This window comes from Corallococcus sp. AB011P, assembly GCF_003611605.1.
Taxonomy (GTDB): Bacteria; Myxococcota; Myxococcia; order Myxococcales; family Myxococcaceae; genus Corallococcus; species Corallococcus coralloides.
This window is the reverse complement of record NZ_RAVX01000001.1, coordinates 99,078-120,094: the sequence shown is the minus strand read 5'-3', so window position 1 is coordinate 120,094 and position 21,017 is coordinate 99,078. Positions and strand designations below refer to the sequence as shown.

At 66.2% G+C, this 21,017-nt stretch carries 18 protein-coding genes and 4 pseudogenes; 12 read left to right on the top strand and 10 right to left on the bottom strand.

Annotated elements, in window-relative coordinates:
- Nucleotides 1-115: 115 nt before the first annotated feature.
- Together D7X30_RS00540 and D7X30_RS00535 are read left to right on the top strand one after the other, a co-directional pair.
- The gene (locus D7X30_RS00540) at nucleotides 116-1,681 is read left to right on the top strand and encodes a hypothetical protein (protein WP_120560871.1); all 1,566 of its coding nucleotides are present in this window, start codon (nucleotides 116-118) and stop codon (nucleotides 1,679-1,681) included.
- Between the two features lie 222 nt (nucleotides 1,682-1,903).
- On the top strand, nucleotides 1,904-2,812 hold the full coding sequence (locus tag D7X30_RS00535; RefSeq protein ID WP_120560870.1) for a metallophosphoesterase: 909 nt from the start codon (nucleotides 1,904-1,906) through the stop codon (nucleotides 2,810-2,812).
- A 27-nt stretch (nucleotides 2,813-2,839) separates the two neighbouring features.
- Here the strand turns inward: D7X30_RS00535 and D7X30_RS00530 are convergent, their stop codons facing one another.
- Nucleotides 2,840-3,370, bottom strand: coding sequence for a DoxX family protein (locus D7X30_RS00530; RefSeq protein WP_233591293.1), 531 nt, complete (start codon nucleotides 3,368-3,370; stop codon nucleotides 2,840-2,842).
- Between the two features lie 125 nt (nucleotides 3,371-3,495).
- Here D7X30_RS00530 and D7X30_RS00525 point away from each other — a divergent pair, with 125 nt between their 5' ends.
- The 4 genes from D7X30_RS00525 to D7X30_RS00510 are packed head-to-tail and all read left to right on the top strand — an operon-like array spanning nucleotide 3,496 to nucleotide 6,981.
- On the top strand, nucleotides 3,496-4,386 hold the full coding sequence (locus tag D7X30_RS00525; RefSeq protein ID WP_120560868.1) for a transporter: 891 nt from the start codon (nucleotides 3,496-3,498) through the stop codon (nucleotides 4,384-4,386).
- Nucleotides 4,386-5,123, top strand: coding sequence for a hypothetical protein (locus D7X30_RS00520; RefSeq protein WP_120560867.1), 738 nt, complete (start codon nucleotides 4,386-4,388; stop codon nucleotides 5,121-5,123). The genes D7X30_RS00525 and D7X30_RS00520 overlap by 1 nt, the downstream gene beginning before the upstream one ends.
- On the top strand, nucleotides 5,120-6,427 hold the full coding sequence (locus D7X30_RS00515; protein ID WP_120560866.1) for an ATP-binding protein: 1,308 nt from the start codon (nucleotides 5,120-5,122) through the stop codon (nucleotides 6,425-6,427). The genes D7X30_RS00520 and D7X30_RS00515 overlap by 4 nt, the downstream gene beginning before the upstream one ends.
- Entirely contained in the window at nucleotides 6,424-6,981 is a 558-nt protein-coding gene (locus D7X30_RS00510; RefSeq protein ID WP_120560865.1) for a response regulator transcription factor, read from the top strand. The genes D7X30_RS00515 and D7X30_RS00510 overlap by 4 nt, the downstream gene beginning before the upstream one ends.
- A 471-nt stretch (nucleotides 6,982-7,452) precedes the next feature.
- On the opposite strand, the gene D7X30_RS00505 is transcribed toward D7X30_RS00510, so the two are convergent.
- Together D7X30_RS00505 and D7X30_RS00500 are read right to left on the bottom strand one after the other, a co-directional pair.
- The gene (locus D7X30_RS00505; protein ID WP_120560864.1) at nucleotides 7,453-9,465 is read right to left on the bottom strand and encodes a hypothetical protein; all 2,013 of its coding nucleotides are present in this window, start codon (nucleotides 9,463-9,465) and stop codon (nucleotides 7,453-7,455) included.
- A gap of 258 nt (nucleotides 9,466-9,723) precedes the next feature.
- Nucleotides 9,724-11,303, bottom strand: a pseudogene (locus D7X30_RS00500) (IS3 family transposase).
- Between the two features lie 52 nt (nucleotides 11,304-11,355).
- On the opposite strand from D7X30_RS00500, the pseudogene D7X30_RS00495 reads away from it, so the two are divergent.
- Nucleotides 11,356-11,808: pseudogene (locus tag D7X30_RS00495) on the top strand (integrase core domain-containing protein); the annotation flags it as partial.
- A gap of 681 nt (nucleotides 11,809-12,489) precedes the next feature.
- On the opposite strand, the gene D7X30_RS41530 reads toward D7X30_RS00495, so the two are convergent.
- A complete protein-coding gene (locus D7X30_RS41530) occupies nucleotides 12,490-12,948 on the bottom strand; it encodes a hypothetical protein (protein WP_147443057.1) in 459 nt (152 codons plus the stop codon).
- 191 nt (nucleotides 12,949-13,139) lie between these two features.
- Between D7X30_RS41530 and D7X30_RS00490 the strand changes: the two are divergent.
- The 3 genes and pseudogenes from D7X30_RS00490 to D7X30_RS00480 form a co-directional block, all read left to right on the top strand.
- Nucleotides 13,140-13,532, top strand: a pseudogene (locus tag D7X30_RS00490) (NAD-dependent deacetylase); the annotation flags it as partial.
- 120 nt (nucleotides 13,533-13,652) lie between these two features.
- A complete protein-coding gene (locus D7X30_RS00485; protein ID WP_120560862.1) occupies nucleotides 13,653-14,132 on the top strand; it encodes a hypothetical protein in 480 nt (159 codons plus the stop codon).
- Nucleotides 14,133-14,333: 201 nt separating this feature from the next.
- Nucleotides 14,334-14,648 (top strand): annotated as a pseudogene (locus tag D7X30_RS00480) (recombinase family protein); the annotation flags it as partial.
- Between the two features lie 149 nt (nucleotides 14,649-14,797).
- Here the strand turns inward: D7X30_RS00480 and D7X30_RS00475 are convergent.
- From D7X30_RS00475 to D7X30_RS00455, 6 genes are all read right to left on the bottom strand, one after another.
- Nucleotides 14,798-15,064 carry a hypothetical protein gene (locus D7X30_RS00475; RefSeq protein ID WP_120560860.1) on the bottom strand — a complete coding sequence of 89 codons (267 nt, stop codon included), beginning with the start codon at nucleotides 15,062-15,064 and terminating at the stop codon, nucleotides 14,798-14,800.
- A 495-nt stretch (nucleotides 15,065-15,559) separates the two neighbouring features.
- Nucleotides 15,560-16,090 carry a hypothetical protein gene (locus D7X30_RS41525; protein WP_147443056.1) on the bottom strand — a complete coding sequence of 177 codons (531 nt, stop codon included), beginning with the start codon at nucleotides 16,088-16,090 and terminating at the stop codon, nucleotides 15,560-15,562.
- 546 nt (nucleotides 16,091-16,636) lie between these two features.
- Complete coding sequence (locus tag D7X30_RS00470) at nucleotides 16,637-17,053, bottom strand: hypothetical protein (protein ID WP_120560859.1); 417 nt, start codon at nucleotides 17,051-17,053, stop codon at nucleotides 16,637-16,639.
- Entirely contained in the window at nucleotides 17,053-17,346 is a 294-nt protein-coding gene (locus tag D7X30_RS00465; protein WP_121714281.1) for a hypothetical protein, read from the bottom strand. Before D7X30_RS00465 ends, D7X30_RS00470 begins: the two co-directional genes overlap by 1 nt.
- A gap of 86 nt (nucleotides 17,347-17,432) precedes the next feature.
- Entirely contained in the window at nucleotides 17,433-17,915 is a 483-nt protein-coding gene (locus tag D7X30_RS00460; RefSeq protein WP_147443055.1) for a hypothetical protein, read from the bottom strand.
- A gap of 59 nt (nucleotides 17,916-17,974) precedes the next feature.
- A complete protein-coding gene (locus tag D7X30_RS00455; protein WP_120560856.1) occupies nucleotides 17,975-18,910 on the bottom strand; it encodes an Imm5 family immunity protein in 936 nt (311 codons plus the stop codon).
- 615 nt (nucleotides 18,911-19,525) lie between these two features.
- Here D7X30_RS00455 and D7X30_RS00450 point away from each other — a divergent pair.
- Nucleotides 19,526-20,107, top strand: a complete 582-nt coding sequence (locus D7X30_RS00450) for a type IV toxin-antitoxin system AbiEi family antitoxin domain-containing protein (RefSeq protein ID WP_120560855.1) — start codon at nucleotides 19,526-19,528, stop codon at nucleotides 20,105-20,107.
- Nucleotides 20,104-21,009, top strand: a complete 906-nt coding sequence (locus tag D7X30_RS00445; RefSeq protein ID WP_120560854.1) for a nucleotidyl transferase AbiEii/AbiGii toxin family protein — start codon at nucleotides 20,104-20,106, stop codon at nucleotides 21,007-21,009. The genes D7X30_RS00450 and D7X30_RS00445 overlap by 4 nt, the downstream gene beginning before the upstream one ends.
- The last annotated feature ends 8 nt before the right edge of the window (nucleotides 21,010-21,017 follow it).

Here is a 21,017-nt window from a genome sequence, read left to right as displayed (position 1 = left end):
CCCATGCCCTGACTGGGAAGAAAATTGCCCTCTCCCCAGGGAATGCCGCACGGACAGCCTGCTCTCCGGGGCGGGTACGCCGCTTGCTTAGGTGGCGCGTACGCGTAGGGAGACCATGGTGAATCGACGACTGCTGGGGCTGGGCGTGTGTGCGGGTGCGGTGATGCTGTCGGCGTGGGGGTGCGGCGGGACGGATTCGCCCACGACCCCCATTGATGACACGAACAATGTCGACCCGAGGCCAGGGGTGGATGCGGGGACCGGCGGCGACACCGACGCCGGGACGGACGTGGACGCGGGCACGGACGCCGGCACCGACGTCGATGCGGGCACGGATGCGGGGACCGATGCCGGAACGGATGCGGGCACCGACGGCGGCACGGACGCGGGCACGGTGGTGGATCCGTGGCCAGAGGATCCGGTGACGAACTATTCGGACCGCTACGGCATCGGCAGGGTGAAGTCGGTCGGCATCGACCTGGGCAAGAACATCTGGGTGCTGGACGGCGACCGCATTGGCGTCGTGCGCGCGGACACGCAGAAGCTGGTCTGGGTGTCCGGCGCCGTGGGCCAGGCGGCCACGGGCCAGCCCTCCACCGTCATCTGCGGCGGTGAGGCGGGCCGCGCCTACGTGGGCTACAACGCGCCGGGCCTGGGCGAGGATCCGGAGTGGCCGGACATCCACCCCAACTTCATCGTCACCGCGAAGCCGTGCGAAGTCGCGGTGAACGAGACCACCTGCTTCCCCTTCAGCACGCGTCGGCTCAACCTCTACACGCAGGGTGACGTGGATGCGGTGAAGCTGGACGCCAACGGCCAGGTCGCCCTCGAAAGCCACATCAACCAGTCACGCCGTGCCAACATCGACGCGAACGGCAAGCCCTTCATCCAGACGGGCCCGACCGTGGTGGACGGCGTCAGCCTGGGCATCCGCAACAGCAACGACCACCACTTCGACGAAGACCGCGCCATGGTCAGCTGCACGTCCGTGCTGCGCGGCCCGAACAAGGGCGACGTCTTCTTCGGCACCAACCACGGCGTCGTGCGCCTGCGCGGCCTGACGTTCAACGCCCACCGGCACCCGGTGTGGTTCAAGAAGGATCCTGAGAAGCCCAACTCCCAGGGCTCGCAGCAGGCGGGCTACACCTACGGACTGGGCATCTCGCCGTCGGGTGACGTGCTCATCGCGAACGACTGGAACTTCGGCACCGTCACGCCCGACACGAAGATGGAGACCTGGGACGACACCACCACGCCCACCATCAACCAGCAGAAGGTGAAGTCCTCGTTCCTTCAGGACCTCAACTCCCAGGAGGAGTTCGACTTCTGGCGCGGCTTCCAGCAGACGACGGACAACAAATACTACCTGGGCAGCAGCACCTACGGCCTGTGGGAGATGACCATCGGCTCGGCTGGCAATCCCTCCCAGAGGGGCACGCGCATCGGCGCGGACGTGCCGGCGCTCGGCAGCATCAACACGCTGGCCTCCACGAATGACGGCTCGCTCTTCATCGGCACCAACGCGGGCGGCCTCTACCGGCTGACCCCGTCCAAGACGGTGGAGAAGGTGGCGAACGTGCGCGGCAACAAGGTGCTCCAGTTGGTGTACGACGGCTCTGGCACCTCCGGCCTGCTGCTGGTGCTGACGTCGGAAGGCCTGACGGTCCTGCGCGGCTACTGAGCAGGACTCCCACCTTGACGCCGGGGCGGCGCGCATGTCGCACCCGGCGCCACGGAGGGGAAGGCCGCCTGGAAGGCGCGGGAAATGTTCTGGAGGGAGGCCCGGTTCTGCTTCCGCCCCCTGCCTTCGCGCAAGGGGGCAGGCGGGCCGGGCCCCCGGGCTTCACGGCCCACCGGACTGCTCTCTACAATCGCCCTCGCCCCGCCGGAGGAATCCGAACGCATGCGCTTGAGACTCGCCCGCCGCCGTCACGCCGCTGGTGCCACCTCCTCCCTCGCCCTCTCCGAGGCAGTGGAGCCCCACGGCCGCAACGAGCTCCAGGCGCGAGGCCCCGACCCCTTCCGGCCGGACCGGCGCCTGCGCTGGCGCGACCACTTCGTCCTCACCGAGCACCTGCTCCAGTTGGACAGCATCCACCCGGAGCACGACGGCCTGCGCATCGCGCAGCTGTCGGACGTGCACGTGGGCCAGGCGACCAGCGACGTGCGCATCCGCCGCGCGGTGGCCGCGGTGAACGAAGCCGCGCCGGACCTGGTGTTCCTCACGGGCGACTACGTCACGCACAGCCCCAAGCCGCTGCCGCGCGTGCGCCAGCTGCTCCAGGGGCTCAACGGCCCCGTCTTCGTGGTGATGGGCAACCATGACCACTGGGTGGACGCGCCCTACCTGCGCATGTCCTTCGAGGCGCTGGGCTACACGGTGCTCCAGAACGAGCACCGCGTGGTGCACGTGAAGGGCGCGCCGGTGACGGTGCTGGGCATCGACGACGGGCTCACCGGCATGGAGGACGTGGAGGCCACCTTCCGGGGCGCGCCCTCGTCCGGCACGCGGCTGGTGCTGGCCCACACGCCGCCCACCGCGGACAAGCTGCCCGCGCACGCGGGGCTGGTGCAGTTCTCCGGGCACACCCACGGCGGGCAGTTCATCGTCCGGGGCCTCACGGAGGCCCTCTTCCGCCGCGCGGGCCAGCCGTACATCCGCGGCCACTACCGGGTGAACGGCAACCACCTGTACGTGAACCAGGGGCTGGGCTTCGGCTTCGGCGGGCCGTACCTGCGCCGGGGCAGCACGCCGGAGGTCGCCTTCTTCACCCTGCGCACGCAGCAGGCCGCCCACGTCGGGACGACCTGATCCACGAGCAGGACGGCGCGCCCGCCTTCAGCGCAGGGGCGCGCCCAGCTTCATGCCGCCCAGGGCGTTCTCGCGCTTCTTGCGCGACAGGCTGAAGGGGCCGGGCCCGAAGTAGACGATGAGCAGGGCGCCACCCGCCATGGAGAGGTTCTTCATGAAGTGGATGAGGTTGTTCTGCGCCTGGACCGGGTCATCCATCTTCCAGAAGTGATGGACCATGAAGGCGGACGCCACCAGGAACACCGCGAGCATGGCCGCGCCCAGGCGGGCGAAGGTGCCCAGCAGGACGCACAGGCCCCCCACCACCAGCACACCGCCGGACACCAGCACCGCCGTCTTCGGGTCGGGCACGCCGGACGCCTGGGCGTAGGCCGTGAGGGCCTGGAGCTGGATGAAGTGATTGAGCCCGCTGGTGATGAAGATGACCGAGAACAGCAGCCGTCCCAGCGGTGCGAGCAGCCCCATGAATGACCTCCATGCCTCCGGCGTGTCCTCCCTCAACGCGGACGGGTCGGTGTCATTCTCCAGATAGGCACGGATGGGCGGGCGGACAGCCATCCCCCGCTCCCCTGCCCGCTCCCCTGACGGGTGGACAACCGGTCCGTCCCCGGGGTGACGCACCGGCGGGCTGCGACAACTCGCCACAGTGTGCTGGGACGGGGGGACGCTAGGGTGCCCACGCCTTGAGAACCCCCACCCTGGCCCTCCTGAGCGCCGCGCTCCTCCTCGTGCCCACCGCCCCGGCCTGGGCCTGCGCGAGCTGTGCGTGTGGGGACCCCACCCTCACGTCGATGGGAGGCGAGCAGCCCTTCGAAGGGCGCCTGCGGCTGTCCACGATGCTGCGCGCGTGGGGCCACACGGAAGGGGTGACGGGCGTGGACGCGCAGCGGCTGCGCGAGCTGCGCATGGACGTGGCGGTGGCGTACGCACCCAGGCCCTGGCTGGTGTTGGCGGTGAACCTGCCGCTCCAGGCCCGCGAGGTCCAGGACGTGAGCCTGGGACTGGAGCGCGGCTGGGGGCTGGGCGACATCGACGTGACCGCGAAGGCGTTCGTGTGGAAGGACAAGGAGTTCTCGCCGGACCATCTCATCAGCGTGGTGGGCGGGGTGAAGCTGCCCACGGGCCCCAGGCTCCACGCGAGGGACGGCACGACGCTGGGCATCGACGCGCAGCCCGGAAGCGGCTCCGTGGATCCGATGGCGGGGCTGGCGTGGCAGGGCTTCCGGGGCAACTGGTCGTTCCTCGCGAGCGCCCTGGGCTTCCTGCCCTCGCGAGGGCGCGACGACTTCCGGTTGGGAGCATCGGTGCGCACGCAGGTGGCGGCGCAATACCAGCCATCCCCCCGGTGGGCGGTGCGGCTGGGCGTGGACACCCGGGCGGAGAAGGCGCCGGACACGAACGGCACGCCGGAAGAGGCCGGCGGAGGCTTCATCGCGTACGCGTCACCGGACGTCCTCTTCAGCCCGGGCATGGACGTGGTGGTGCAGGCCGGGGTGCGCATTCCTGTCGTCAACCAACTGCGCCGGGTGTCGTCCACGCCCATCGCGGTGCTCTCGCTCGCGTACGACCTGTGATGATCCGCTCCTCGTGTCTGGGATTGGCGCTGTTGGCCCTGAGCGCGTGCGGCGAGCGCGTGGACGGAATGACCGTCACGCTGGGCCTGGAGCACCGGGCCACCGCGCAGGGCGTGCAGGCGGCGGGCGGCGAGCGTTCCTTCACGCGAGCGGATGGCCAGGTGCTCACGCTGACGCGCGGCTACGTGACGTTGGGCAGCGTGGAGTTGAAGCCGTGCGAGGAGGCGCTGGGGTGGCGGCTCCTGAAGGCGCTGTCTCCCATTGGCACCGCGCACGCGCACTCGGTGGGTTCGCCGTTGAGGCTGGGCACGCCGCACGTCAGTGGCCTGGAGCGGCCGGACGGGAGCGTGCTGAAGCTGGGCACGGTGCGTCCGCCGCCGGGGCGCTACTGCCGGGCGAGGCTCACCTTCGAGCCCGCCGACGCGGACGCGGAGGGGCTGCCGGGAGCGGACAGCGGGGTGGACATGGTGGGGCACACGCTGTGGCTGGAGGGGACGCGGGTGCCCTCGGGCGGCGGTGAGCCCCAGCCCTTCCAGCTGGTGACGTCCAACCTGGCCACGGTGGACGTGGTGTTGGACGGGCTGACGCTGTCCGAGGACGAGCCGGCGGCCGAGCGAACCTTCGCGCTCGCCTGGGACACGTGGCTGGCCACGGTGGACCTGGAGTCACCCGGGGCGGCAGCCTCGGCGCTGGACACGGTGGCCCGCTCCGTGGCGATGTCCTCCGTCGCGCCATGACGTCCTCTCCGCCGCCCTCCTCCGAACCCTCGCTCCGGGCCCGCATCAACCTGGTGTGGCTCTTGAGGCTGCGCTGGGGCGTGCTGGTGGGGCAGGCGGTGCTGGTGGCGGTGGCGGTGTGGGGGCTGAAGCTGGCGCTGCCGGTGCCCGCGCTGGTGGCGCTCTTGGGCGTGGAGGCGGTGACGAACGCGGCGGTGCGCGCGGGGCTCGCGAGGGCGAGGCCGGTGGCGGAAGCGGCCATCTTCGGGCTGATGCTCTGGGACACGCTGGTGCTGACGGGGCTCTTGGCGTTGAGCGGCGGGACGCACAATCCCTTCACGGCGCTGTACCTGGTGAACGTGGCGCTGGGCACGGTGCTGCTGCCGCCGCGCCGCACGTGGGCGATGCTGGGCTTCACGCTGTTGGCGTTCGGGTCGCTGTTCGTGTTGCAGGACGTGACGCTGCCGGGGCTGGAGAGGCCAGACCACGCGGAGCTGATGCGACTGCACCTGAGCGGCATGTGGGTGGCATTCGCGGTGGCGGCGGGCTTCATCGTGTATTTCATCCAGCGAGTGACGCGAGCGCTGGCGCTGCGTGAGCAGGAATTGGAGCAGACGCGGGCAAGGCACGCGAGGCAGGAGAAGGTGGCCTCGCTGGCGACGCTGGCGGCGGGAGCGGCACATGAATTGTCCACGCCGCTGTCCACCATCGCGGTGGTGGCGAAGGAGCTGGAGCGAGCACTCGCGGCGTCACAGACGTCCGAGTCCGTGAGAGAGGACCTGAGGCTGATCCGTCAGCAGGTGGACCGCTGCCGGGACGTACTGGTGCAGATGTCCGCGGACGCGGGCCAGACGACGGGCGAGCCCTTCCAGGCGATTCCCCTGGAGCGGCTGGTGGAGGAGACGCTGTCAGAACTGTCCGGCCGGGAGCGCGTGAAGGTGGACGTGCCGGAAGCGTTGAAGGCGCACCCGGTCCACGGACCGCCAAGGGCATTGGCGCGGGTGCTGAGGGGCCTGGTGAAGAACGCGCTTCAAGCAACGCCCAAGGGTCGAGGCGTGGAGCTGCGAGTACTGCCGGAGGGCACGGGAGCGAGGCTGGAGGTGCGCGACGAAGGCCAGGGCATGCCGGAGACGGTGCTGACACGCGCGGGCGAGCCGTTCTTCACCACGAAAGCGCCGGGAGAAGGCATGGGCCTGGGACTGTTCCTGGCGCGCTCGCTGGCGGAGCAGCTGGGCGGGTCGCTGGAGCTGCGCTCGAAGGCAGGAGAAGGCACGACGGCGAGCCTGAGCCTGCCGGGCGCGGACGCGAAGGAGGCAGCGGCATGAGCACGGCCCCAGTGGATCAACGCCCCAGCCTGCTGCTGGTGGACGACGACAGCACCCTGCGTGAGCGATTGGCACGAGCCTTCCGCGAGCGCGGCTGGGACGTGACGACAGCAGGCAACCACGACGAGGCGATGGTCGCGGCAAGGCGCGAATCACCGGAGTACGCGGTGGTGGACCTGCGCATGCCGGGGCAAAGCGGTCTTGAGTTGGTGAGAGACCTGCTGGCGGTGGACGCGTCCACGCGAGTCATCGTGCTGACGGGTTACGGAAGCATCTCCACGACGGTGGATGCCATCCGGCTGGGAGCGGTGAACTATCTGCCGAAGCCGGCGGACGCGGACGACATCCTGGCGGCGTTCGCGAGGGCGGAAGAAGCCCCGAACGTCGCCGCCCCGGAGACGCTCCAGGCACCGTCCCTGGCCCGAGCGGAGTGGGAACACATCCACCGAGTGCTCGCGGACAGCGCCGGCAACATCTCCGAAGCCGCGCGAAAGCTGGGCATCCACAGAAGGTCGCTCCAGCGGAAGCTCCAGAAGTACCCGCCATCGCGCTGACGCAGGGTCTTCACTTCCGTTGCCGGACTCCGAGATCCATATTCAGGCGTTCCACGAATCGACCGGCTGCTTCTTGGCACCCACACCCATCTCCTCGCACCCCAACCTGATGTAAAAACCCTTGAACAGTGGAAAGAGTTCACCCAGGCGAAGCTTCTCGACACAAGCAAGTGCCGTGGCGCCCGCGCGTGACGCAGCCCCTGCCATAGGATCCAGGACGACAAGCCAATCACGACCCGTCCGGCGGCCGACAGTCCTTTCATGCTGGCACCAGCTGATGAACGGTTACCGCTCATCTATGCTCACTCCAACAAGGCAGCGTTGCGACGACCCGTTGAATCCGCCCCAATGCCGGCGTCAGCACGTTGCATCGGGTCGAGGGGACGAAGAGGCCAGCGGGGGCGGAACGAAACGAAGAGGCCCGGGGCTCCCGGCGGGAGGGGCCCCGAGCCTACGTCGCACCTGTCTGGCTCAGCCGATCGCTATCGTCCCGGGGAGGTGCTTTCCGCTGCCGTCCGTCCTGATCCAGTTCCAGTCGTAAGCCAATTCGAAGTTCGAATCCGGATTGGAGGCCATGTGGAGGATCGCCTCCATCGGGTCCCTCGGGCTGCCATCTTCGTTGAACATGTGGTCGATGGCGTTGTTGTGAGGCTCGCTCACTGCCTTGGACTTGGCCGCCACACGCCGCTGGATTTCCTTCACGTCGGCGGCGGTGAGGTTGAGGGTGATGGGCGCCTTGTGGTCGCGTGCGTACCGCGCCTTGTCACGGTCGCCCGTGAAGGAACGCACCAACTCCTCCCGGGCCTGGGGTTGGTTGGTATCGAACTTCAATTGGTACTTGTCCTCGCTCTCGATGGCGTTGTTGTTCTTGTCGTACTTCCGCTCGACGGTCACCTTCGGCTTGCCGCCGCCGTATTCGAAGTCCGCGGTCATCGACTTCGTCCCATCCGGATTGTGGATGATGAGGTATTCGACCGAGTTCTTCGCGCCCTCGCTTCCAATGCTGAAGGGTCCAATGTCGAGGCCGAGCTGGGAAGCCGACTCGAAGGAGACCTTGTCGATGCGAAGCGTGTTGGAGACGCCGGGGCCCTCCTTTTCGGGGATGCGTCCGTCCTTGGCGAAGGACTCGAACGCCTTCTTCCCGTCCTTGTTGGACAGGTCGAACTCGGCGGTGCGCAGCTTGTAGTCCTTCAGCGTGTCGGCGCGGCCCGCGCTCACTGACACCGGACCGACACCGAGGCTCACCTTGCCGTTGTTCTTGATGAACTCGGAGGGACCCGACGTCATGGTCAGCTTGTCGCCATTGCGACTCACCTCGATGGACATGCCCTTTCCCTTCGTCACCTCGCTGGAGAGGCCCAGCTCCGCGGCGCCATAGGAGAGGCCCTTTTCGAGCGAGTAGCCGGCGAACGTGCTCTGCTCCATCTTGAGGGAGGTGCCGTCCGGAATCGTTTCCGGATTGAGCGGATGCGGAGGCGCGATTTCGCCGCGCTTCAGCTTCTCGTAGTCTGCCTCCCGCATCGTCACTTCGTACTCCATGGACTTGCCGGCCTTGGCGCCGACAGTGACGGACGGGTCGACCCCCCCCACCTTGGCCTTGGAGTACTCGACCGTGCCGGACGCGGACACGGTCGTCTCGGCGGTGATGGTGACGGTGACGTTGCCGTTCTCCTTCTTCACATCCTTTTCGAGAGTGTCGCTGAACTCGACGGACACCGGTCCCGCCTGGCCGGGAACGGTCGTCTCGTGCGGTTCGGTCGTGACGGGGTTGGGGACGGAGCCTCCGCCGCCGTCCACCGCCGCGCTGTCCGCGACCATCATCTTCTGGAGCGCGGGGGATATCTTCGCGTCGGCCAGGGCCTGGGCCCGCTCGGGTGAGCCCGGCTCGGTGTTGAGCACCTTCGCGGCAGTGGTGCCCGGGATGGAGCCCGCCTCGGAGTACTGCGGCTGCTCCTTGAAGAGGGACTTCATGTCCTCGTAGCTCTTGCCGTTGCTCGGGTCGAGCACGCGGCCGCCCTGGCGCACGACGACGTGGCCCGCCTGTCCCTCCACGCCGCCGCGCGAGTCCTTCAGGAACACCATTTCCGAGCGGGCCTGGATCGCGGGCGAGCTCTTGTTCAGGAAGTCCGCCGCTTGGTCGAGGCAGTTGACCTTGCGGTCCTGGATGTTCTCGGTGAAGAGCGACGTCGCGGGCGCCTTCTCTTCGTCGGCCTTGGCCAAGCGGTTCGCCTTGCCATCCTGGGTGTCCTTGGTGGGCAGCGTGCCGGCGGGAGGCGAGCCTGGGGTCAGCTCGGGGCCCTTCGCGGGCGGGGCGCCGGCCTGGAAGGAGGAGCGGAACCGGTCCTCGCTGGGCGACTTCACCTGCTTGACCTGCCGCGCCTGTTCTTTCTGGCGGGCCTCCTCCGCCTGACGGGCCTGTTCCGCCTTGCGGAGGGCGACGGATGAATTGACACCAGAGCCTTCAGGGACTCGCGTACCGGACATGGGGGACCTTGAGGGAAAGAGATCGTTTCGCTCCTCAAGAGCGACCCACCTTGTCGCCGTCCCAAAAAAGGTCGGTCCCCGTGTCCACGGGTTCAACTCCTGTCTCCCCGACCCTCGGTGACGCGGGCTGGAGCGCTGCTACCAGTCGTCCTTCTTCCTCGGGAATTTGTTCTTGTCCGCGATGCGATGCGATGCAGCAGCGCGAAGTCCGTGAGCCGTCCGGCGGTGAGCGTCAAGGTAGTTGTCGCGTGAGAGGGTTCAGCCGATGTGCTTCAGCTCCTGCACTTCCGGTGAGGGGTTGAGGCGCACGGGGCCCGCGGGCGTCCAGTCGCGGGTGTCGCGGCTCCAGCGCTCGGGGTGACGTGCGCGGGCGCGCTGGTACACCTGGTGGCGCTGGGCGAGCAGGGCTGCATCGCGGCCGAAGTGTCTGTCGTCGGGCGTGACGAAGCGGATGGCGGAGTGCCGGTGCTCGGTGTTGTACCAGGCCACGAAACGCGCCACCCATGCATGAGCCTCCCCGACAGACGCGAAGGGGCGCTGAGGGAAGGAGGGGCGGTACTTCAGTGTACGAAAGAGGGCCTCGGAAAAGGCGTTGTCGTCCGAGACGCGGGGCCGGCTGAAGGAAGGCGCCACGCCCAGCCATTGCAGCGTCGCGAGCATCGTGGCGCCCTTCATGGGGCCGCCGTTGTCCGAGTGCAGCACCAGGCCCTGGGGGCAGCCTGCGGCCTGCCAGGTTTCGCGGATGAGGGCCGCGGCATGCGTGGAGGACTCCTCCTCGTGGACGCGCCAGCCCATGATGCGGCGGCTGAAAACATCCACCACGAGGTACAGGTAGAGGAAAGTGCCCTTCACCGGGCCCTTCAGGTAGGTGATGTCCCAGCTCCACACCTGGCAGGGTGCGCTGGCGGTGTGCTCGGCCCTGGGGCGCGGCGTGGGCGGCTTCGCGGGGCCCCGGTGGGCCAACTGGCCCGCTTCGCGCAGCACCCGGTAGAAGCTCGCCTCGCTGGCCACGTACTCGCCCTTGTCCGCCAGTCTCGGCACCAGTTGCTTGGGCGAGACGTCGCGGAACTCCTCGCTGTTGGCCACCGCCAGCATGCGGCGCTTCTCCGCCTCGGACAGGCGGTTGGCGGGCCGGGTGCGCGGACCTCCCCGCCCGTCCTGCGCCGTCTGGGGCTTCCTCCAGCGTTGAATCGTGCGCGGCGCCACCCCGAGCCGCTCGCAAACGGCCTCCAGCCGCACGCCTTGCTGGAGGGCCTCCGCCACGTGGGCGAGCGTCATTTCTCGCGCCTCTCGTCCGCTGCGTCGTCCTCGTCGTCTACGTCCTTCTCGTCCCAGCCCATCGCCTGAAGTTTTTTCGAGCACCAGCAGCGCCGCCGCCTCCGCCAGCGCCTTCTCCTTGCGGCGCAGCTCCCGCTCCAGCTCCTTCACCCGCTTTTCCCAAGGAGGCCAGCCGCCGACGCTGGCTGGCCGTCAGCACTCCGGAGGGGGCCGTCTGCGCGCCTTGGGAAAGTGCTCCAGCGGCTGCGGCCCGCCACTCCGCCAACTGCGCTTCGTGCAGCCCTTCCCGGCGCAGAAGTGCTCCCAGCGTCTCGCCCTCCAGTCCGTGCGCCTCCGCCAGCACGCGCAGCTTCTCCTCGGGCGTCCACTTCTTCGGACCGGCAGGCTTCTTCTCCTCGGGCGGGGGCGTCATCGCCACCAACTTATTCGCCTCCCGCAACCACTCTCGACAACGTCGGCTGTGAGACACCCACCTGGCGGGCCAGCGCCGCGGCACTCACCGCACCGGGACCCACCATCCGCTTCACCATCTGAGACTTGAATGCATCCGTGTACGGCACTGCATCCTGCCTGCCCTCGCCCCCAATGCGTGGTCATCCCGGCCATTCAGCCGAGGCGACAACTTCCCTGACACAGGGGGCCTCCATGACCTCCAAGCCCGTGGCCCTGCTGATGGCGGACCTCGGCGTGACGAAGACGCACTCCCGGCCCCATGTCTCCAACGACAACCCCTTCAGCGAGGCCCACTTCAAGACGCTGAAGTACCGGCCTGACTTCCCCCTGCGCTTCGGCTGCCTTGAGGACGCCCGCGGTTACTGCGGCGACCTCTTCCGCTGGTACAACGAGGAGCACCACCACTCGGGGCTGGGGCTGCTCACCCCTCACGACGTCCACCACGGCCTGGCCGCCGCGCGCCTCGCGGCCCGCGCCACCGTCCTCGAGGCCGCCTTCGCCGCGCACCCAGAGCGCTTCTCCCACGGACCGCCGAAGCCCCTCGCCCTTCCGAACGCCGTCTGGAGCAACAACCCCGCTCGGCTTGCCAACTCACATCAGGCTGCTCAGTAATCTTACGCATCCACTGTCTCATTCACGTTGACAGGTTCCGCAGCCGCTACTGCGCGTCCGTGAGGTCCGATGGGTCGTGCTTCTCCATCTCCTCACGGTGCTCACCGCGCTGAGGTTCAACAACACCCTCTCACGCTTGACGAAGCGCTGCCTCCAACGCTTCGGGCTCAGCCGTGAGCTTTGACAGATCTACATCCAGCTCACCTGACCACCACGCCGGAACAAGTGCTGTTGCATGTTCGTAGGAACGGCAGGCACTGCACCACTCCCAACTCGCTCCGCGCGACACGTACAACTCTCCATCAGTCACGACCTCAACCTTCTTTCCATGCTGATAATACCGATGAAGTGTTCGTGCGCCACAGACCGGGCATGGCGAGGACAAGTTCAAGCCCTCTCTTGATCCTGCGAAGACAGCATACCACTCCCGCAGGCACTCTTCCGGCACCCCCCGCCAAGCCTGACCATGACCGGTGCTCATCTTTCACCTCGAATGAATGCCTCAAGGGCATTCCCAGCACCACAGGGACTTCCATCACCAACAGACGACATATTTCCATGAGGCTTATGAATACCGCCACACAGACAGTCGCGCCCATGACTCAATTCATGCGCGATAGTATTTGCAAGAGTGGCTTCGTCGGCAAGCGCGTCGGGGCCAACGCGAATCACCCTCCCCCCTCATCTCAGATGGCGAAGACGTTCCACGAATCGACCGGCTGCTTCTTGGCACCCCCACCCATCTCCTCGCACCCCAACCTGCTGTAAAAGCCCTTGAACAGTGTTCTCATAAGCACCAGACCAAGCTTTGGTCTCATCGACAATTCCAGCCCCAGAAACTCTCGCCAGCGAAATCGCCAACGCTGCGGCCAAGACGTACCCCATCGGCTCAAGCTCGCCTCCCACTTCGAGCATTGCTTCGAGCTCTCCATCAGGCGCTTCGACCACCGTACAAAACACCAGGCTTTGCGGAGCAACCGTGGCAAACCGCCAGACAGCCATGCCGCGACCAAGCTCGCGCAAGCTCGCGTACTCGTCTTGATTTCCGAAGCCATCGAGCACCACCACCTCAGGAGGTGGCGCATCAATCAATTCGGCAATAGCTCTCGATGCACCAACAATGACATCCCCAAGACCCATCTTTCCACTCGCACGAACAGCCAACGAACTCCCCATCACCACCCCCGACCAGGAAGTAGCACGACGCCATCCCCAGCAAAGACTGTGATCCTACCAATGACACCTTGATTTGGTATCCGGCCCAAGCCTCCAATCGGAACCAAGGCAGGCGCATCATGCATCCGAACCAGTCGTGTTGAGTCGAGCAACTCCATGGAGCCTTGATGGTCACGCGGTGCTCGAACGAGGAGTGCCCGGGGAGCGCGGGGTTCCATGACGAGGCCAGCTACGGCGAGGTGCCGACCTGCACCGACTGCGGGGCCAACCTGCGCCCAGGCGTCACCTGGTTCGGCGAACCCGTGGAGAGCGAGTCCCTGGAGCGCGCCGTCCGGTTCATCCAGGCGGCTGAGGGATACCCCTTCTACTTCCTGGCGGCGGGCACTTCAGGGCAGGTGCTCCCGGCCGCCCTTCTCGTGAAGCTGGCCCGGGCGTACGGCGCCCACACTGTCCTCGTGAACGTCGGGGAGGCGGAGAACTCCGCCGACTTCGACACCATCCTCGACGCGCCCGCCGGCCAGGTACTCCCGCGTCTCCTCGGAGCCTGACCCCGCGGGGGGCGCGCGAGCCCCGTCCGCCATCCGAGCCGCGCCTCCCCAGAGGAGTCCCCCGCCACCAACGCACAGCAAGCATCAACCCCACACCCACATCCGCCTGGAGCCCTCGCCATGTCCATCCCACGCGACTACTGCGACCTCGACTCCACCTCGATGCTCACCCCCGTGGACCTCGTCACCCTGGCGGAGGAACTCGCAGACTTCCTCGACTGCGGCCGGGAGGACTTGGTGGGCTGGTACCGCTCGCTGGCCATCGCACTCTTCGAGCGCTTCAACCTGCTGCGCCTCCCCCAGCAGCAAGCGGTGGCGGAGGCGACGCAGGGGGCGGCCCTCCTCAAGGTGCTCGGGGTGGTGGAGGCGCCCGACCACCACAACGCCCTCGGCCGCGCCTGGGCGATGCGCGAGCGGCTCCTGGCCCTCCCCGACTTCGAGGCCGGACTGATTGAGGGCCGGCCCTTCCTACTCGCTATCGGCCGCAACGTCCTGTCCAAGCCGGTCCGCCCTCTCGCCAAGGAGGTGTCCGACTCCCTGCTGGCCCACGCCCGCCAAGCCATCGGACTCACCCGGAAGCTCCAGACGTTCGACTCCTGAGGCAATGGCCGCACCCGCCCGCTCACGCCCCCAGTGCCTATCGAGCCCACCCGCCACCAACCGCCCAAGGAGCCCGCCATGACGACCGCCGCCTACCTTCGCGTCTCCAGCCGAGCCCAGGACACCGCCACCCAGCGGGCCGCCGTCGAGCGCGCAGCCTCCGCCCGGGGCGACACCGTCACCCACTGATACAGCGAGAAGCGCAGCGGCAAGACGCTCGCCCGGCCCGAACTGGAGCGCCTCCGGGCCGATGCCCGGGGTGGCCATGTCCGCCGGCTGTACGTCTTCAAGCTGGACCGGCTCACCCGCTCGGGCATCCGGGACACCTTCGAGGTCATCGAGGAGCTACGCGGTGCCGGGTGCCAGCTGATGTCCATCAGCGATGGGTTCAGCCTGGATGGGCCTGCGGCGGAAATCATCCTCGCGGTCATGGCCTGGGCCGCAAAGATGGAGCGCCTGGGCATCAACGCGCGGATTGCTGCCGCCCGGGAGCGGGTGGAGTCCGCAGTCGCCTGAGCGAGGCTGTCTCGGAAGTAGACTACCGGCCCCCCTGCTCACCACAGTTGCTCAGAGGGCCGTCAAGCAGCAGGACGACCCCACCATTTCGGGACAGCCACGCTCGGAATCGCAAGGCGCCACCTACAGCCGCCCGCTGCAAGTGGGAATCAATCTTCCGCTCGAGCGATAGAGACGTACTCAAGAGCCAGCCGGACCAACTCCTCCATGTCGGCCACGGGGCGCTCGGTCATCATCTGGCCGGGCCCCATGTGGGAGAACGTCCACGTCTCCCTTCTCTTGCATAGCGCGAACGCTACGTAGTTCCCGGTCGCGGGGTGCCTGTAGCGGCACATAATCATTGAGTCAGCCCCCCCCATGTAGCGGACCTCGATACCCCTGCTCCGCAGGAGTTCAACCGCCTGCGCCAAGTTCACTGACTCCCTCCTTCCGAGCTGCCTCCTGCGCCTCTGGACGTCCGAGTAACGGTCCAGAAGTGGGCCGGTCTCGTAACCCAGATGTACTCCGACCTGTCCATCTTGGCCTCGTAGCCAATACCGGGACCTGGCGACTCAGGAGACGCCTCAGCCTGCGGCCCCCACGGGTCCCGAATCCGAACCTGCTTGGGGGTCGTCTTGTCGACAATCACTGCATGGGCGGGGCCATAGGAGCCTCGCATGAACGCAATGTACGGGTAGCTCTGCTGTTCAAGCTCGTCAGGATACACAGGTTTTGCCACCCACTGGGTACCGGAGTCAGGCTCGTACTTGTTCATCGCCCTGGCGAGACTTGGCGCATCTGTTCCCATCTCAGGCGAGAAGTTTGAGGCATCGCGAAGGTCTGTCTCAGAAACACCGGGGCGATCCGCTTGGCCGGCCCTCACGCGGTCCATGCCCCTGGTCCTTGACACGGAAGCGACTCTTGCCGACTGCTTACTCTCCAGCCGACTCAAAGGAAACTGGAGAGCCGCCCCCATACAGGACTTGAGCGTCTCCCCTTGAAACGCGCTCAGCCAAGCTCCGGCCGACGAAAATGGGGACCTTGTCCTTGGAAACGAGGGGACTCTCCTTTTCAACAAACGCCAGGAGTTCCTTCATCATGTTCTTCAGGCGCATTCCCTCCGCGCCCCCACCGGGCGACGCATCAAGATAGAACCGCCCTGGAATCACATCGCGGTCCCGCGCCTGTGCTCTGGTCCACTCCAAACATGCACCAGCCTTGGGATAGACATGGAACTCGCCATCCCGCCCGACCACGGGAGCAACGCGACCCTGAACAAGAGCCAGCAGGTCTGCCGGAAACACGACCTGCTGGGGACTCGAACATTGCCCGACCGGCACCGCCTCTAGCTGAAGGGTCGTTGAAAACCGTGGTGCGCACATGGCCTGCCAGCGGTCCCTCAGAAACTCACAGAGCCGTTGCTCGTCACGCGCATCAGCTGCGATTCGAAACTGAGTACTCATGGCTGCCGATTCCCTACTGGACCCCAGCTGGGCTGAAGGTGCGGATTTACGACGGGGCCTGCAGCCGGATTCGTCTTGTCCCAGAAGTAGATGGTCTCATTGCGTAGTCAGGCGATTCAAGAATATCCTGGACTACTTCACGCTCGCGCAGAATCGGGTCCCCACGTTTGTTCAGGCCACCAATCTGGTGAATCTCGCCGGGGCCAGCGGCATCTGCAGCTCGGTTTCCGAACGGCACCTCGGTGTCTAGGCCTTGCTGCTTGAGACGCTCCTGAATCTTTTGGTGCCCGGGGCCACCGCTTCGACCACCGCGGCTGTGCTGGAACCACTACTCATACGGCAGCTGGCCTCCTCCATCAACGTACCGGCGATACCGCCAGACGTCGCCCTCAGGGGTTCCCTTGGGCGGCTTCGCAGTTGCGGCTGCCTCGTCGCGCACATTGGGCGGCCCACCAGGCTCTACATTGGTCCCCGGCCTGTCCTTGGCCTCAGAAACGGTCCGTTCGCGCCCCCTCTGTCCACCGCCGTCGCGTTGACGAGGAGTCGTCACGTCCGCTGCCGGAGCTCCGCAATCCATCCATCCACGTTCGGGTCGCCGGTTTCCCGTAGGGCCTGGACGACCTCCGGCTTCAAAGCCTTCTCAATCTCCGAAACGGGCTCGGGGAAATAGAACCGTTCCACCAGCCATCCCTGGTCGAACGACTCGACGCTGAGCGGAAGTGCCCCGAACAACTGCTCGTATTCAGGCTGACCGCCGTACTCGGACCTGAGCCAGGCCAGGAAGAGGAGCTTCATCTGCACGAGATGATCCTCCCGGTTCCACGAAGAGCGGTTCGGCTCTCCCTTGCGCCAGAACTGTGGCTCTACGAGCCACTCGACGTCACCGAGACCCGATGCGGCGGCCTGAGCCAGGACCGTAGGCTTCGGCCTGATGAGATAAAACGCCTCGTGAAGCATCGCCATCACTCCTGGACTTCGCCTGCATGAATCAGGCGCCAGCCACCCTCCGCGAAGGCAGCGGCTTCGACGTCAACCGACTCGCGAGTGGAAACCGACCGGAGATCCTTCCGCGCATGCGTTTCCGGCAACATTTCCCCCTCAAGTCGCAAGCGCTTTACCCTTTCTGTCCCCTGCCAGAGTTCACAAACACAGGGGCTGATGAAGCGGGGGCCCTTCTGGATCCTTCCCACAAAAACCACTTGGCCGTCGGCGAAGCGGAAGACATTTTCGATAGCCATCTCCCATTTCATGTTCATGTCCCTGTCGACACGGTCCTTTCGGATTTCAACATGAGTCAAGAATCGCCTCTCCGCAATGCGTAGCCGGCTACAAGCCGTGAACATCACTTCGACAGCCCTCCGGCAGGTAGCCAGGAACTGCCCGCAAGGAAGGAGGCATAGCGTTCCCGCAGATCCCGGATCATGACGCCTCGATCGTAGGCGCGAAGCAGCACTTCTCCGCCCTGTAGTGAGACCAAGGTCCTGCACGAGAGGCGAACCGACAGTGCTCGACCCAGCTGATCCCCCAGCACAGCATCCATCTCCTTCCCGAAGTACTCGCGCTGGCCAAAAATCTGCACCTCCACCACGAAGGCGTCCAGGTCCAAACCCCATGCATCATTGAGTTCATCAACAAGGCGATGGGTACGAAGAAACGCTCTCGTGTAAGCCAGCTCGGCGGAGAGGTCCTCAACGGAAACATGAAACCCAAGGACGCTCGCCTCGGATAGATCACCTTTCAATCCCAGGCATCCCCGCAGGGCGCTCTCGACCCCAGCCCTATCCCGCGATTCTACTGCAATGCGAACAAAGGCTTCTCCGAACATGTACACGTCTCCGTACTCACGGCAACCGAACCTCGCGAAGCCCCGGTAGATCCAACTCATCAACCACAGAGATTTCCACCGAGCACGTCTCCCTGTGCGAGACTCTCCGCACCATCGCCAGACAAGACCAACTCGGCGGTCATCCCAGCATCAAGCGCCTGGAGGCTGTAGCCATAAGCGTGGATCTGCTCGATGCAAATCGAAACTGGCCGATCGCCTGAGCGAATTGGCGGAGCATACCCATCAGGTGTTCGCACGTGCGTCCGCTTGAACGCGACCGAGAAGACATCGCCGACGCAGATGATGCCTTCGATGAGGCGTCCGGCCGCGCGTACGCCACCCGGCCGTGGATTGACCATCAACACTTCGAATTCGATGGGTCTGCTCGCCACGGCTCGATACGCATGGGGTACAGCTTCGGACAGCCACCACTCCCAGAACTGAAGCCGGCGCTCGGGGTCGGATGATGCGTCCCAGGAGGGCCCGCCCGCGGAGGCAGCCGCTGCGAACATGGACGCATCCATGTCTTCCGCATCGACCTGGTTGTCGCGCAGGTTCTCATCGTCCTCAGTCAGCTGGAAAGTCTCGTCGTCGATGCAGGTGAGCAGGGCCTGCACCGCGGAGAATCCCGCTGCGGCTCCCTGCGAATCCTCATCCGAAGACGACAACTCCACCATGTGGTCCCAGGCCCGCTGCCAGAGTGCCTGGGCTTCGATCTTGTCGAGCCGCCCCACCCTCATCGCTTCCGCCGAATCCAGCACCGTGTGCGGCGTGCGGTCCTGTGTGGACTTCAACTCCCAGAGAGGAAGCACATGCCGGGCAGTCGTGAGCGCCAGCGCCACACGCCGGGCATACCCTGGTCCACGCCCCTGCTCACGCCCCAGCGACCTCCAGATCTTCCGCCGCAGGCCCAACGAAAGGTCGTGCACGGGGTCCGCTCGCACTGACTCAATCGCCCGTTGAAGCAGGGACTTCAAAATCTCGGGCTCACCCATCCTCAATCTCCACGTTCGGCCTCCCCTGCATCGATTCAAGGGGCATCAGGCGGCAGACTCCCCCATGCGTCCGGATTCTCCGGCTCGGGTGTCAGCGCGAGCCGGGTGAACCGGCCACCCCGGACCTCAACAACCGCCCACAATTCGGCCAGGCAATTCGGGCAGCGGCCAGGTCCGTAAGCCCAGACGTCTCGCCCTACTGCAATTGGGTCAGGCCCCACGGGCGACCGCAGCATCCTGGGTGCAAGCCCCCAGACAATATCGCCGGCAGAAAAACGCCTGTGCTCCAGGACACCGATGTCCGCCTGAAAGGTGACCTCGCCCAGGCAACCGCAGGCACTGCACCCAACCACTCCCAAGAATTCATTGCACCTGCCCATCGCGCAGCCCCCTCAGCTCCACAGCAAGGCGGAGGATGACGAAGCTTCCTCCGTCGCGCTGATGCAAGCCGCTCGCTTCCGTAGCCGTGATTGGGCCTTCCTGCGGAGCGCTTCCCACTCCTCCAGGCCCCTCCACCCGTACTCTGGCCGCACAAAACTAAAATCCGATGAGATTTTTGTGCGGATCACCGCGACCCAACTTGCACGAAACTAAAATAGTCCTATATTTTCGTGCATGAGCGCCGAGCCCCCAATCAAGCCGGACTGGGACCAGCTCTACCGCGTGGCCGAGTCCCAGGAGGGCCACTTCACGACGCAGCAGGCGGCCCAGGCCGGCTACTCGCCCCAGCTGCTCGCCCACTACGTGCGCATCGGCCGGGCTTCGCGAATCCAGCGGGGCATCTACCGGCTGGTGCACTTCCCAGCGGGCGAGCACGAGGACCTCGTCGCGGTGTGGCTCTGGTCCGAACAGATGGGAACCTTCTCCCATCAGACCGCACTCGCGCTCTACGACCTCTCCGATGTCCTGCCCGCGCGGATCCACCTGACGCTCCCAAAGGCGTGGAAGACGCGCCGCCTGCGCGTGCCAAAGCCCGTTGTGCTCCATTACGCCGACCTGCTCGACTCCGAGCGCCAGTGGGTGGGGGCCGTCCGGGTCACGACTCCCTCCAGGACATTGGATGACTGCGCGCGGAGCGCGCTCACTCCGGACCTGATGCGTCAGGCCGCGCTGCAAGCCCTGCATCGCGGCATGGTCAGGGGCTCCCTCCCAACCGTGGAGGAGGCACTGAAGCCCTTTGGAGGCCTCGACGCGTGACGAGCCGCACCTATGCATCGCCCGCGGCCTTCAAGCAGGCGCTGGAGCAGCGCCTTCGCCAGGAGGCCCAGAAGCGCAACCTGCCACTTGAACGTCAGCGCGAGCTACTGGTCTTCAGCCGCTTCCTCGCCCGCGTCCACGCGAAGCTGGGCTCCAGCGTCACCCTCAAGGGAGGACTGGTGCTGGAGCTCCGCATCGAAGGGGCGCGAGCCACGAAGGACATCGACCTTCGCATCCAAGGCGACCCCAGCGGACTGCTGCTCCAGTTGCAGGACGCCGCAAGGCACGAGCTTGGCGACTTCTTTTCGTTCGAGGTCCGCCCGGATGACGAGCATCCCAAGATCCAGAACGAGGGCATTCGCTACGAAGGGCTGCGCTTTCGCGCGGAGTGCAGGCTCGCCCAGAAGCTCTACAGTCGCCCTTTCGACGTGGACGTCGCCTCCGGAGAGCCCATGTTGGGAACGCCGGATGAGGTCACGGCCCCGGACGTGCTCGGCTTCGCGAACATCGCGCCGCCCCGCCTGCGGCTCTACCCCGTCGAAACCCATCTCGCGGAGAAATTGCACGCATACACGATGCCCAGACTGCGGCCGAACTCCCGCGTGAAGGACCTGCCCGACCTCGCGCTGCTGGCGCAGGCACGGAAGCCACTGGAGGCAGTGCGGCTGCGACAAGCGCTCAAGCTGACCTTCGACTTCCGAAATACCCATCCACTGCCGGGCGCCCTTCCCCTCCCTTCCAAGGATTGGGAGAGGCCCTACGCGGACATGGCCCAGGACAATCAGCTCCCCTGGCCCACCCTGGAGAAAGTGACCGAAGCCGCGAAACGTTTCCTCGATCCCGTCCTGGAAGGGGCATCCATCACCCGTTGGGTTCCGGAAACCTGGAGTTGGAATCACTGAACAAGGGC